We start from the raw sequence: 12,778 nt of genomic DNA, 5'->3' as shown, positions 1-12,778 counted from the left end.
TCAAGCAATCCAAATTAATGCCAGAGCAGAGTCAGCTCTTCCTTCGGAAGGTCACCTTTGCTTGGCCTTCTGGTAAGAAGGCTTTGGTTGATTGCAGTTTTGATATACCTGGTCCTGGTTTGTGGATGCTGGTAGGTAGCAATGGTTGTGGCAAAAGTACTCTTTTCAAATTGATAAGTGGGTTAATAAAACCTCAATCTGGTTTTTTGCATTGCAATTTCAAGCCTGCATTGATGTTTCAAAATCCAGATCATCAGTTGCTTATGCCTAGTTCGAAAAGTGATGTGATGCTTAGTCTTCCTAGCAACCTTACAGAGCATGAACGTGAAGAACGGATTGCTACGGCGATGAAACAAGTAGGGATGTCAGGTTTGGAGACTTGTCCAATTCATACTCTCAGTGGAGGTCAGAAACAAAGACTTGCTCTTGCAGGCGCTCTTGCGAGTAAGGCAACGTTGTTGCTTTTAGATGAGCCTACAGCCTTGCTAGACCCCTCGAGCCAGCAGAAAGTCCTCTCGATAGTCAAAGCGCTTTGCCATCGATCTCAAGACCCTCTAGCGGCATTTTGGATCACCCACCGCCTTGAGGAATTGGAGCATGCAGATGCAGCAATTCTCATGAAAAATGGTCAACTGGGCTCTTGGAAAGAGGGAACAACTTTAAGAAAGGAGATTCAACCACTTGCCGGCAGGTAGGTATGAACGGTAAGTTTCCTGGGTTCAATCCTCGGTAGCTCAGCGGTAGAGCGGTCGACTGTTAATCGATTGGTCGCAGGTTCGAATCCCGCCCGGGGAGTTTCATCTTTAAATCAAGCCACAGCTTTAGCTGTGGCTTTTTCTTTCTAATTTGCAAAATGCGCAACAGAGCATGGCGTGAATTGGAAGACTTTCTAAAGAGAAGAAATCTCTTCTTTAGGCTTTGGCTGGTAAAAAGCATTGCCAGTACTGCTTTCTTGCGTGTTATCTGCAAGAACTTCCAGAAGTGACATTTCTGCACTGCAAATTAAATCTTGAGAGAATTAGTGGAATGCTCATACAACGGCATCTCGTTTACTAATCCCCCTAGCTTTTCTATTCCGATCTAATGAAGCCTTGCATCCTCTTGATCGAAGACGACCAGGACATGCGTGATCTGGTAAGCGGTCACTTGGAGCACAGTGGCTTTGATGTTCAGCGCGCCGCTGATGGTATTAAAGGCCAAGCCTTGGCTCTTCAATATTCCCCAGATTTGATTCTTTTAGACTTGATGCTCCCTAATGTAGATGGATTAACTCTTTGTCAGAGACTTAGAAGAGATGAAAGAACCGCAGGAATTCCAATACTAATGTTGACTGCTTTGGGAGGTACAAAAGATAAAGTTAGTGGGTTTAATTCAGGTGCTGATGATTACTTAACTAAGCCTTTCGATCTGGAAGAACTACTGGTCAGAGTAAAAGCGCTTCTGAGGCGGACTGATAGAACTGTGGTTGGAGCCACCAGTCACAGTGAGATACTTAATTATGGACCCTTAACACTTGTACCAGAAAGATTTGAGGCTATATGGTTCGATAGAGCAGTTCGTTTAACCCATTTAGAATTCGAATTGCTCCATTGTCTTTTGCAGAGACATGGTCAGACAGTTGCGCCGTCTTTAATCCTTAAGGAGGTTTGGGGGTATGAACCAGACGACGATATTGAGACCATTCGAGTTCATGTCCGTCACTTAAGAACTAAGTTAGAGCCTGATCCAAGAAAGCCAAGGTTTATCAAAACTGTTTATGGAGCTGGGTATTGCTTGGAACTGCCTACTGGAGGTCAGCAAATACAAGATATGCAAGATGTACTAGCAAAGGCCCGTCAAGAACGTGAGCAGAAAGTTGTTGCAGATGAAGAACGTGCTAGTGCTTAGTTCTTTCAATTAATTCAATCAGTGCAATCTCCCAAGCCAGTCTTGGTTGTACATAGTTAATTAGATGTCGGCGTAAAATCTGCAATTTTTTTATCTGCTGAGGATTGAAATTTTTATTCCAAAGATGTTGTTGAAGCCAGTCAATCATCCAGATTTGTTGAGAATTGTCCAGCTTTGTTGAGATTTCTTTGGCAAGGTTAAGGGCTTCTATGTGGCTTGCGTTTGGAACATTTAATTTTGACCATATTTCTTGGGGAATTTCCTCTAACTTGCTTTTGTGATCAATCAGTGCACCCGGCGAACCATTCGCCAGGAGTATGATTTCAGGCTGAATATCCTCTAGATCTAAAGCTTCTTCCTGGGGTTTTTTGCTTTTCTTGAGCACCTGTCTAAGGGAATCCTTCCTTAATCTAAAGAAGGGAATTTCTTGACAACGTGATTTGATTGTTTGTAGAAGACATTCTGGTCGGGTTGATAATAGTATCAAGATCCCTTTGCCTGGCTCTTCAAGGGTTTTGAGTAGTGCATTTGCAGCGGGCTCGTCTATATTTTCTACACCCTCTAGTATCACCATTCCTTTTTTAGCCTCGATTGGCTCTTGAGCTAAAAAGTGGGGTATTTGTTTTATTTGCTCTATTCGAAGCTTTAGGTTTGAACGGAGATTTATTCCCTCCTCTTTTGCTTTAGATGCAGGTATTAGTTTCCCTTGATGTTGGTATGTAGGTTCGATCCAGAGAACATCAGGATGGTTTGAATCTTCTAATCTTTTTCTTTCACGAATTGAAATCTGCCCATTTGTTAGAAGACCTTCTAGAAAACGTAAAGCACAGAGTTTACGTCCTATACCGTCAGGCCCAGAGAATAAATAGGCAGGCGCAATATGATTCTTTTCAAGAGAAGCTGTTAGCAAGGATATAGCGAGAGGTTGACCTATGATGTCTTCAAAAAGACTAGTTGCGCAGAAAGTTCTGTTTAATGGCATTATTGTTATTTTGAGTTGAAATGTCCAAGTATTTCTCTTTCGATGCACTTGCTTACTCTTTCAGCTGGCTGATGCGCATCAATCTCAATCCATTGGCGATTTTTAGCTAGTTTTGCAAAACCTGAAGCAACTTTTCTAAGGAACTCTATACCCTCTGATTCAATCCGATCCTCTGTCCTATCTCCTCTACGTTTAATGCTTTCTGATACTGGTAGGTCTAACCAAAAAGTTATATCAGGCTTTAAGCCTCTTGTAGCAATTTCCTCAAGTTTCTCAATTAGATCTAAATCAAGATTCCTTCCGTAGCCTTGGTATGCATAGGTTGACCCCACAAAACGATCACAAATTATCCAATCACCTTTGTGCAGGGTAGGTTGTATTACTTGAGATATATGTTGAGCCCGGTCTGCTGCATACAGCAAGATTTCTGCTGTGGGCTCAGGTGAGGACTCTCCTGGTGGATTAAGTAGTAATTCTCTTAATGAATTTCCTAGTGAAGTCCCTCCTGGTTCTCGAGTTTTCTTTAATTGAGCTTGTTTTGGCATCAGACCACTTTGAGGGAGCCAATTCTCCAGATAGCGCATTTGTGTGCTTTTACCACACCCATCAATACCTTCTAGAACAATAAATTGTCCTTTCATGTTGTGCGTAAAGATAAAGCATTAATAACTACTGTTATTGAACTTATAGCCATTAATAGTGCTGCTATTGGTGGAGAAAGTAGTAGCCCAAACCCTGGGAGAAGAACTCCTGCTGCTATTGGTAAAGCAATCAGGTTGTAGCCAAATGCCCAAAAGAGATTTTGGCGGACTTTATTCATGGTTCGGCGAGCTAGCAAAAGTGCTGCTGGTAAACCTTCAAGTCGATCACCCAATAAAACAAGATCTGCAGATTCTTGAGCAATTTGCGTTCCTGTTCCTACTGCGATGCCTATATTTGCTGCAGCTAGAGCGGGAGCATCATTAATTCCATCGCCAACCATTGCTACAGGACCATGCTCCTGAAAACGTTTGAGATGGTCTAGTTTCTCTGCAGGTAGTAATTGCCAGCCAAGATTTTTGGGATCGAAACCAAGTTTCTCGCCAAGACGTTCTACAGCTTCACGCCTGTCTCCGCTAAGCATCGCCAGACTGAGTCCATTCTCTTTCAGCCTGTCTAGGGCAATTGAAACATCTGGTCTTAGAAGATCTTCAATTGCAATTAAGCCAAGAAGTGTTTGGTTTTGAGCTACTGCGACAATTGATTGACCTTTTAATGCTGCTTGATAGATATTTTTCTGGGTCTCTTTATTAAAGCTAACCCCTTCTTTTTGAAGCCATTCCTTATTTCCTGCTCGAATGATTCCATCAATTCCATCTAATTCACCTGCCAAGCCTTCTCCTGGATATGTTTTAGTATTTTTTGAAGATAGGAGCGTGAGCTTTTGCCTTTGGGCTTCTTGTAAAACTGCATGAGCAATCGGATGCCTACTATTTTGTTCGAGACTTGCAGTTAATTGAAGTAATTGATTGGGGTCTTTGGTCTGAAGTACTTCTGAAACTAAGGGCCTTCCAAGAGTGAGAGTTCCTGTTTTGTCGAAAACAATCTTTTCTAAAGAAGCTGCAGTTTCAATGACATCTCCGCCACGAAATAACCATCCATGGCGAGCAGCTTTGCCTGAGGCAACAGTGATAACTGTAGGCGTGGCTAGACCAAGCGCACAAGGACAAGCTATTACGAGCACAGCGATAGCCAGCTGAAGTGCAAGGCCTAATGGTGTTTCTGCATTACCACCTAAGGCCATATGTAATTCATGGCCTTGATGGCCATGAATAAGCCCTTGACCAGTTGCATTTAATACTTGTGGCCATATTCGTGTTCCCAGTTGCCACCAAAAAAGAAAAGTAGTTATTGCAAGGGTTACAACGCCATAACAGAATTTTCCAGCGACTTGGTCCGCAATCCTTTGAATTGGTGCTTTTCTTGCTTGAGCTTGTTCTACTAATCCAATTATTTTTGCTAAAGCCGTTTCTGCACCGATCCTTGTTACTTTTAGAATTATAGGTGCCTCTAGATTGAGACTTCCTGAAGCTAATTCGCTGCCTGGTGAAGCTTCTAAAGGCATTGGTTCTCCTGTAAGACTAGATATATCAACAGCTGAATGTCCTTCTTCAACTATTCCATCCACTGGGATTCGATCACCTGGTAGTAATTGAATCTTTTCACCTGGGAGGAGAGCCCCAACTCTTACTTCTCTAATGGCTTTATTGCCAATCAAAAGTCTTGCTTTATCTGGTTGTAGTTCTGCCAGTTGTTTTAATGCCCTTCCAGTTCGGAAACGTGCACGTTCTTCTAAAAACCTACCTAATAAAACAAAGCCCAAAAGCATTACAGGTTCATTGAAGAAACATGGCCAACCCACTTCAGGCCAAACCCATGAAACAAGACTTGCAAAATAAGCACTGCTGACTCCTAGTCCAACTAGTGTGTCCATTGTTGGAGTTAGGGCAATCGCTGAGCGAAGTCCTCCTTTAAGGATTGGTTGTCCTGGCCCTAATAAGGCAGCAGTTGCTAATGCAGCGTGGAATGGTAGTTGTCCCATTAATGGGAGATTGATTTGATTACCTTCTGCGAGATGGCCTAATACAGAGAGGACTAATAGGACTAGGGCCACCATCAATTGCCGCCATTGACGCCACCACCCTTCGATGCCGTCTATGGATTGATGTTTTGATTCTGATAAAGGATCAGTCGCATGGGGCTTAGATGGAAACCCACGAGCTGTTAATGCATTAAGGATTGGCTCCAGAGATTCTTCAGGGTTAGCTAGATCTATCCATGCAGTACGTGCTACTAGGTTGACACTGGCATTCGCAACGTTTGGCTGTTCAAGTAGGGTTTTTTCAACCGATCGAACGCACCCGCCGCATTTCATCCCTTCGACGTCTAATAAGACAGATGGATTTTTAGAAGGAAGTTGGATGCGGCTCACAGGTTGGTGAGAAGTCCCCTAACGCTAATAAAAGCAAACAATGAACGCAAAAGATCTGAAATCATTTCACGATCGGTTGTTTTCAATAGACAAGTATCGCTAAAAGCCGTCAGGATGGTGGACAAATTGTTTTTTCAAGCTAACCGTGCCCCGAAGTCAAAACGACAACATCATCGATAAGGCCTTCACTGTTATGGCAGAGATGATCGTAAAAGTCATGCCAATCAACGCTCAGGAAAAAAAAGCTTATATCTATTATCGAGATGGGCTCGCTGCTCAAAATGATGGCGATTACTCAGAGGCTCTTGAGAATTATGAGGAAAGCCTCAAGTTTGAAGAGAATGCTGTCGATAGAGGCGAAACATTGAAAAACATGGCAATTATTTATATGAGTAATGGGAAAGAAGATCTTGCACTTGAGACTTATAGAAAGGCTTTAGAGGAAAACCCTAAGCAACCTTCTTGCTTGAAAAATATGGGTTTAATTTATGAGAAAAGAGGACGTATGGCACAACAGGCAGGGAAGTTTGATGAATCAGATAGTTGGTTTGATCAAGCTGCTGAGGTTTGGACTAAAGCAGTAAGACTGTACCCAGGTGGATACCTTGATATAGAAAATTGGTTAAAAACAACCGGTAGAAGTAATGTAGATGTTTATTTTTAGGAGATGAATTCTTTGCCTTGACTTATATCTTAGTTCACACCCAATGCAAGAACAATGGCTTCATTAAGACTTCCAGCTTCTAAAACTTCTAATTTTATTGCTGAACCCATTTCATGAATTCCTGACGATTTTGGAATTACAGCTCTGCTGAAGCCCAGTCTCATAGCTTCATTAAGTCTCTGAACTATTTGGCCTACTGGTCTTAATTGTCCTCCAAGACCAATCTCACCAATAAATACTGTGCCTGGAGGAATAGTCAAGTCTCTATAGCTTGAGATAATTGCGGCCGCAACTCCAAGGTCTGCAGCTGGCTCCTCAACTTCTAGACCTCCTGCTACGGCTAGGTAACAGTCAGATCGGGACATGGGCAATGTTAAGTGCTTTTCTAGAACGGCGAGGATTTGAAGAAGTCGGTTTGTTTCTAAGCCAGTGGCTGTTCTTCTAGGGCTTGGATAACAAGTGGGGCTAACAAGTGCCTGAAGGTCTACTAAAAGTGATCGTGTCCCTTCACATGCAACTATTGTCGCGACACCTGAAGCCGATTCAGAATGAATAAAAAGTTCGCTGGGGTTTCCTATTTCTGTTAGTCCAGCCCCTTGCATTTCAAAGACGCCTAATTCGTGAGTAGCTCCATATCTATTTTTTACTGCTCTTAGAAGTCTGTGGGTGGCAAATCGGTCTCCTTCAAAAGTGAGCACTGCATCTACAAGATGTTCAAGGACTTTTGGTCCTGCAAGTAAGCCTTCTTTAGTGACATGACCTACAAGCACTAAAGCTGTTTCTTGTTTTTTGGCCAATCTTTGCAGGGCGCTAGAACATTCGCGAACTTGGGCAACTGAACCTGGTGCACTTGAAAGTGAATCATCATTAAGGGCTTGAATACTATCGATGATTGCCACATCAGGCTTAAGGCATTGAAGTTCTTCTAAAACGACGTCTAAGTCTGTTTCTGCGAGCAATTGAAGATCTGAATTTGTCCCTTTGAGTCTTTCCCAACGGAGCTTGACTTGTTGAGCAGATTCTTCAGCACTTACATAAAGGACTGACTTGTGAAGAGCCATTGCAGTTGCACTTTGCAAAAGCAGTGTGCTTTTCCCAATGCCAGGATCTCCTCCTACTAGAACAATTGAACCTGGAACAAATCCTCCTCCTAGTACCCGATCAAGTTCTAAGTAGCCACTTTTGAGCCTATTAATTGGTTTTTCATCGAGAGATGACATAGGTACGGAGTGCTTGCTGCCTTTACCAGGTAGAGCACTCGTCCCTAGTTGCAGTTTTCTAAGACTTTTAGAAGAAGAATTGATTTGTTCAATTAATGAATTCCAATCTCCACAACTTGGACATCTGCCAAAAAATTGGCTGGTTTGGGCTCCACAGCTTTGGCAGATGTAATGGGAGACAGGTTTAGCCACGTTTAGTCCATTCAGAAAATTGTCTTGAGACCATTGGAGAGGAGCTTCAGGGTGGTTGGATTAGGGTTTCATCTAAGATCAGTATCTGCTAGCCGCCAAAACAAAAGAAGATATGACGGCCACTAGTGCCTCCAAGGAAACAATCCTCGTAGTTGATGATGAGGCGAGCATCCGTAGGATTCTCGAAACTCGTCTTTCAATGATTGGTTATCAAGTAGTCACTGCTTGCGATGGGAATGAGGCTTTAGCGAGTTTTCAAAATTGCCAGCCTGATTTAGTGGTTTTGGATGTCATGATGCCAAAACTAGACGGATACGCGGTTTGCCAGGAGCTGCGAAAGGAGTCAGATGTCCCAATTGTGATGCTTACAGCTTTGGGAGATGTTGCAGATCGTATTACTGGCCTTGAGTTAGGTGCTGATGATTATGTAGTGAAGCCATTCAGTCCTAAGGAATTAGAAGCACGTATTCGATGTGTGCTTCGCAGGGTAGAGAAGGAACATGTAGCGGGAATCCCCAATTCAGGTGTAATTCAAGTCACAAATCTAAGAATTGATACAAATAAGCGCCAAGTTTTTCGAGCTGATGAACGAATACGGCTGACAGGGATGGAATTTAGTTTGCTCGAATTGTTGGTTAGTCGCTCAGGCGAGCCTTTTAGTAGAGGCGAAATCTTGAAGGAGGTTTGGGGATATACCCCTGAAAGGCATGTAGACACTAGGGTGGTTGATGTTCATATTTCTAGGCTTCGCTCCAAACTCGAAGACGATCCCGCTAACCCTGAGTTGATACTTACAGCTAGGGGAACCGGCTATTTATTTCAGCGCATAGTTGATTCCATTGGATCCGAAGGACTCTGATTCTGATACTTCCAAGGCTTTTGAGCCTAGGAATAAAGCCAATCGTTCTAGAGCTATAAGACGATTGGTAATTTGGTATCGCCGTAATGCGGCGGTAACCACTCTTGTTGATACGGCTACATCTTCTGCTTCTGTAGCTGGCAATGTTGCAGGGACAGTGGTTTCTAGCGCTGGGTCTGTGGTGACAAACGCAGGCACAATGGCAGGAAGTGTGCTTCAACCATTGGTATTTGATCCACTCCGTCGTTTGCAGGGCAATGAGGTTTCTAATAATTTTAAGTCGATAGATGATCGAGATCGACTTTGGATAGCTGTTGATGGGATGGGAGGAGATAATGCGCCAGCAGCAATTATTCAGGGTTGTTTGGAAGCGATCCAGCGGCTTCCTGTGCGTATAAAGTTGGTTGGAGAAAAAGATAAGTTGCTTTCTGCTGCAGAAGAGATTGGAGTAATAGAAGCTTTGAAAGAATCACAATTAGCTGGGCATTTAGAAATAGTTTCCAGTGGCCCTTCTGTTGGCATGAATGAGGAAGCTACAGCTGTACGGAAAAAGCGAGATTCAAGTATCAATATTTCCATGGACCTTGTTAAGAAAGGAGAGGCTTTAGCTGTTTATTCGGCAGGAAATTCAGGGGCGATGATGGCCTCAGCAATTTTTCGTTTAGGTCGTCTTTCAGGTATTGATAGGCCTGCTATTGGGGCTCTTTTCCCTACGAAAGATCCAGCTCAACCTGTTTTAGTACTTGATGTAGGGGCAAATATGGATTGCAAACCAAGTTATCTTCATCAATTTGCTTTACTAGGAAATATTTACTCCAGGGATGTTCTTCAGGTTAAAGAACCACGTATTGGTCTTATTAATATTGGTGAAGAGTCTTGTAAGGGTAATGAATTGGTTTTAAGTGCATATCAATTACTTAATAAAGAACACAGCTTTAAATTTGCGGGTAACTGCGAAGGAAGAGATGTTTTGTCAGGGGAGTTTGATGTTGTTGTTTGTGATGGTTTTACTGGGAATGTCCTTCTTAAATTTCTTGAATCTGTTGGAGGTGTTTTATTGGATGTTCTTAGAGCAGAACTCCCACGAGGTAGGCGAGGGAAAGTGGGCTCAGCTTTTCTTAGAAGCAACTTAAAGCGTATTAAGAAGCGTTTAGACCATGCAGAGCATGGTGGCGCTCTTTTGCTGGGAGTTAAAGGTATTTGTGTCATTGGACATGGCAGCAGCAAGCCGTTGTCAGTTGTAAGTGCATTGCGCTTGGCACATTCAGCTGCGAGTCATGGTGTTATGGATGATTTACTTGCACTTGAGAAGCCTTCTGCAATCAATGTTTGACAGACTTGGTTAATTGGTGTGGTTGACTGGCCCCATTAGGGCAAAGTTCCTCTTCGCTTGAATGCCTACATTTTCAAAAAGCATGGCTTTGGTTGGTTCTGGCAGTGCTTTGCCAGAGCTGAGCCTTACGAATGATCAGCTCGCCCTACGAGTTGAAACTAATGACACTTGGATACGTAGTCGAACTGGGATAGGTAAACGACGTGTCATTGCCCCTGGGGAGAGCTTGACGGGCTTATCTGCTTCTGCAGCCTTGTCCGCTCTAGAGATGGCCGGTTGGGAGCCAGAGACGGTCGATCTAATTATCCTTGCCACCTCTACTCCTGACGATTTGTTTGGATCAGCTCCTCAGGTTCAAGCTCGAATAGGGGCTAATAGAGCAGTGGCTTTTGATCTAACTGCTGCATGTAGTGGATTTCTTTTTGCTTTGGTAACAGCTGCCCAATATTTGCAGAGTGGGACGATGCATAGAGCTTTAGTGATTGGGGCTGATCAATTAAGTAGTTGGGTTGACTGGGATGATCGCCGTACTTGTGTCCTTTTTGGGGATGGTTCTGGAGCAGTTGCATTAGAAGCAGGGAATTCTGATGATCAGGGTTTGATTGGATTCAAATTGAGATCAGATGGTAGTCGAGGTAACTGTTTGAATTTAATGAAATCAAGTGAGCATCTCCCTTTGGTTGGTGGAAGCAGTCATCAGCTGGGTGGGTTTTTACCAATTCAAATGAATGGTCAAGAAGTTTATAAATTTGCAGTGAGAGAGGTGCCTCTTTTGCTGGAGCAATTGCTTAGGTCACATGATATTTCTCCAGATAAATTGGATTGGCTCCTGTTGCATCAAGCGAATCAGAGAATCTTGGATGCGGTTGCAGATCGATTCAAAATTCCTTTTTCAAAGGTCTTGAGTAACCTCGCGGAGTATGGGAATACTTCAGCAGCAACAATTCCTCTTATGCTTGACGAAGCAGTCAGGGATGGCCGTGTCCAATCCGGTAATTTAATAGCGAGTAGTGGTTTTGGGGCAGGACTGAGTTGGGGTGCTGCCTTATTTAAATGGCAAGGGCCCGTTTAGTCTTATAAGTATTTTTCGCAGGTTTTCAATGTCAATAGCATGGGTATTTCCTGGCCAAGGCTCTCAGAAGGTTGGTATGGCTGAAGGGGTAATTAACCTTCCTGGTGCAAAGGATAGATTTGAGCTTGCAAGACAACTTTTAGGTAGAGATTTGCGCTCTATTTGTTCGGGTAATAGTGATTTAAAGGATGAATTGTCTGATTTGAATAACACTAGAAATACACAACCTGCTTTGTTTCTGGTTGAGTCTTTAATTGTTGATGATATGAAAAGGCAGGGGCGTCAAGCATCCTTAGTTGCTGGCCATAGCCTTGGAGAATTTGTGGCTTTATATGCTGCAGAAGTTTTTGATGCAGAGACTGCTTTGAGATTGCTTGCCTGTAGATCAGATCAAATGGCTACTGCTGGTGGTGGAGCAATGACAGCAGTTTTGGGTTTTGATCGCTCGGAATTAGATCACTTGGTTATGTCCACAGAAGGAGTGGTTATTGCGAATGACAACAGCACTGGTCAAGTCGTTTTATCAGGCTCTCCTGAGGGTGTGAACGCAGTAACCAAGCATTTGGCTTGCAAAAGAGCTATCCCTTTAAAGGTCTCAGGTGCCTTCCATTCACCTTTCATGGAAGATGCGGCGAAAGTTTTTAATAGAGAGCTAGACGATTGTAAATTTGATAATGCGGTTATTCCAGTTATTAGTAATTCAGAGCCAACTCCCACTTCTGATGGAACGCTTCTCAAAGAACGCTTAAAAAAGCAAATGACAACGGGAGTGCGTTGGAGAGAAACTATGGATGCAATGATTCAAGAAGGAATTACTACTATGGTAGAGATTGGTCCAGGTAATGTTTTGAGCGGATTGGTAAAGAGATCATTCAAGGATGTTGTCACAAGTCAATTAGGAAATGCGACAGATTTGGGGCATTAAATTTTGGCTTCACTAAGAAACCTTGACAAATCTGGACGTCTTTTGACGAATAATCGGCCAAATGCCAGCATTGCTTATTTAATAGTTAGTTATTTATTGGTTTTCCCTGTTTTTCGTCTGATATTCAGAGGACGTATCTCTGGCCTGAACCAGGTCCCATTAGATGGCCCATTAGTAGTAGTTGCTAATCATGGCTCTCATTTAGACCCTCCTATTTTGGGACATGCCTTAGGACGGCCAGTAGCATTTATGGCCAAGGATGAATTATTTAGGATTCCATTGCTTGGAGCAATTATCCGTGCTTGTGGTGCTTATCCAGTTAAAAGAGGTTCTAGTGATAGAGAAGCTATTCGTGTTGCGACTAATAGATTATTAGAAGGTTGGGCAATAGGTGTATTTTTGGATGGTACAAGACAATCCAATGGGAGGGTTAATAATCCTATGCATGGGGCGGCACTTCTCTCGGCGCGTTCAGGTGCCAAATTATTACCAGTTGCTATAGCTAATAGTCATCGCGCTTTAGGCTCTGGCAGATGGCTTCCTCGATTAGTTCGTATTGATTGTCGAATTGGCTTGCCTATCTCTCCTCCATCTTCAAAAAGAAAAGCTGATCTTGAATTAACCACTGAAGAGCTTCAGAGTAGTATTAATTCGCTTTTAGACCTTTAAAAAC

12 protein-coding genes and 1 tRNA gene are annotated in these 12,778 nt (G+C 43.0%); 9 read left to right on the top strand and 4 right to left on the bottom strand.

From position 1 onward, the window contains the following. Positions 1-17 precede the first annotated feature (17 nt). The 3 genes from SOI83_RS05380 (at position 18) to SOI83_RS05370 (ending at position 1,887) form a co-directional block, all read left to right on the top strand. Positions 18-695 (top strand): ABC transporter ATP-binding protein, encoded by a 678-nt coding sequence (locus tag SOI83_RS05380; protein WP_320675580.1) that lies wholly within the window; start codon positions 18-20, stop codon positions 693-695. Positions 696-723: 28 nt separating this feature from the next. After that, a tRNA-Asn gene (locus SOI83_RS05375) sits at positions 724-795 on the top strand. A gap of 288 nt (positions 796-1,083) precedes the next feature. After that, positions 1,084-1,887, top strand: a complete 804-nt coding sequence (locus tag SOI83_RS05370) for a response regulator transcription factor (protein ID WP_320675579.1) — start codon at positions 1,084-1,086, stop codon at positions 1,885-1,887. Here the strand turns inward: SOI83_RS05370 and SOI83_RS05365 are convergent. The 3 genes from SOI83_RS05365 to SOI83_RS05355 are packed head-to-tail and all read right to left on the bottom strand — an operon-like array spanning position 1,877 to position 5,840. Beyond that, positions 1,877-2,869 carry a DNA polymerase III subunit delta' gene (locus tag SOI83_RS05365; RefSeq protein WP_320675578.1) on the bottom strand — a complete coding sequence of 331 codons (993 nt, stop codon included), beginning with the start codon at positions 2,867-2,869 and terminating at the stop codon, positions 1,877-1,879. The genes SOI83_RS05370 and SOI83_RS05365 overlap by 11 nt on opposite strands. A 5-nt stretch (positions 2,870-2,874) precedes the next feature. After that, complete coding sequence (tmk, locus tag SOI83_RS05360) at positions 2,875-3,510, bottom strand: dTMP kinase (RefSeq protein ID WP_320675577.1); 636 nt, start codon at positions 3,508-3,510, stop codon at positions 2,875-2,877. Further along, positions 3,507-5,840 (bottom strand): heavy metal translocating P-type ATPase, encoded by a 2,334-nt coding sequence (locus tag SOI83_RS05355; RefSeq protein WP_320675576.1) that lies wholly within the window; start codon positions 5,838-5,840, stop codon positions 3,507-3,509. Before SOI83_RS05355 ends, tmk begins: the two co-directional genes overlap by 4 nt. A 145-nt stretch (positions 5,841-5,985) precedes the next feature. On the opposite strand from SOI83_RS05355, the gene SOI83_RS05350 reads away from it, so the two are divergent. Continuing rightward, entirely contained in the window at positions 5,986-6,504 is a 519-nt protein-coding gene (locus SOI83_RS05350) for a photosystem I assembly protein Ycf3 (RefSeq protein WP_320675575.1), read from the top strand. Positions 6,505-6,533: 29 nt separating this feature from the next. Here the strand turns inward: SOI83_RS05350 and radA are convergent, their stop codons facing one another. Continuing rightward, positions 6,534-7,916, bottom strand: coding sequence for a DNA repair protein RadA (radA, locus tag SOI83_RS05345; RefSeq protein ID WP_320675574.1), 1,383 nt, complete (start codon positions 7,914-7,916; stop codon positions 6,534-6,536). A 112-nt stretch (positions 7,917-8,028) separates the two neighbouring features. Between radA and rpaB the strand changes: the two genes are divergently transcribed. The 5 genes from rpaB (at position 8,029) to SOI83_RS05320 (ending at position 12,774) form a co-directional block, all read left to right on the top strand. Continuing rightward, positions 8,029-8,775, top strand: a complete 747-nt coding sequence (gene rpaB, locus SOI83_RS05340; RefSeq protein WP_320675573.1) for a response regulator transcription factor RpaB — start codon at positions 8,029-8,031, stop codon at positions 8,773-8,775. Next, positions 8,756-10,108, top strand: coding sequence for a phosphate acyltransferase PlsX (plsX, locus tag SOI83_RS05335; RefSeq protein WP_320675572.1), 1,353 nt, complete (start codon positions 8,756-8,758; stop codon positions 10,106-10,108). Before rpaB ends, plsX begins: the two co-directional genes overlap by 20 nt. 82 nt (positions 10,109-10,190) lie before the next feature. Then, positions 10,191-11,180, top strand: a complete 990-nt coding sequence (locus SOI83_RS05330) for a beta-ketoacyl-ACP synthase III (protein ID WP_320677672.1) — start codon at positions 10,191-10,193, stop codon at positions 11,178-11,180. 28 nt (positions 11,181-11,208) lie between these two features. Further along, entirely contained in the window at positions 11,209-12,105 is an 897-nt protein-coding gene (gene fabD / locus SOI83_RS05325; protein ID WP_320675571.1) for an ACP S-malonyltransferase, read from the top strand. A 42-nt stretch (positions 12,106-12,147) separates the two neighbouring features. Continuing rightward, positions 12,148-12,774, top strand: a complete 627-nt coding sequence (locus SOI83_RS05320) for a lysophospholipid acyltransferase family protein (protein ID WP_320677671.1) — start codon at positions 12,148-12,150, stop codon at positions 12,772-12,774. The last annotated feature ends 4 nt before the right edge of the window (positions 12,775-12,778 follow it).

This window comes from Prochlorococcus sp. MIT 1300, from assembly GCF_034092375.1.
Lineage (GTDB): Bacteria > Cyanobacteriota > Cyanobacteriia > PCC-6307 > Cyanobiaceae > MIT-1300.
The sequence above is the reverse complement of the archived record's forward strand: the minus strand, read 5'-3'. Positions and strand labels throughout refer to the sequence as shown.

Bases quoted from the DNA above. Each gene is read 5' to 3' on its own strand.
- tmk (WP_320675577.1), bottom strand. From the start codon at position 3,510: ATGAAAGGACAATTTATTGTTCTAGAAGGTATTGATGGGTGTGGTAAA.
- rpaB (WP_320675573.1), top strand. From the start codon at position 8,029: ATGACGGCCACTAGTGCCTCCAAGGAAACAATCCTCGTAGTTGATGAT.
- SOI83_RS05380 (WP_320675580.1), top strand. From the start codon at position 18: ATGCCAGAGCAGAGTCAGCTCTTCCTTCGGAAGGTCACCTTTGCTTGG.
- SOI83_RS05365 (WP_320675578.1), bottom strand. From the start codon at position 2,869: ATGCCATTAAACAGAACTTTCTGCGCAACTAGTCTTTTTGAAGACATC.
- SOI83_RS05370 (WP_320675579.1), top strand. From the start codon at position 1,084: ATGAAGCCTTGCATCCTCTTGATCGAAGACGACCAGGACATGCGTGAT.
- fabD (WP_320675571.1), top strand. From the start codon at position 11,209: ATGTCAATAGCATGGGTATTTCCTGGCCAAGGCTCTCAGAAGGTTGGT.
- SOI83_RS05330 (WP_320677672.1), top strand. From the start codon at position 10,191: ATGGCTTTGGTTGGTTCTGGCAGTGCTTTGCCAGAGCTGAGCCTTACG.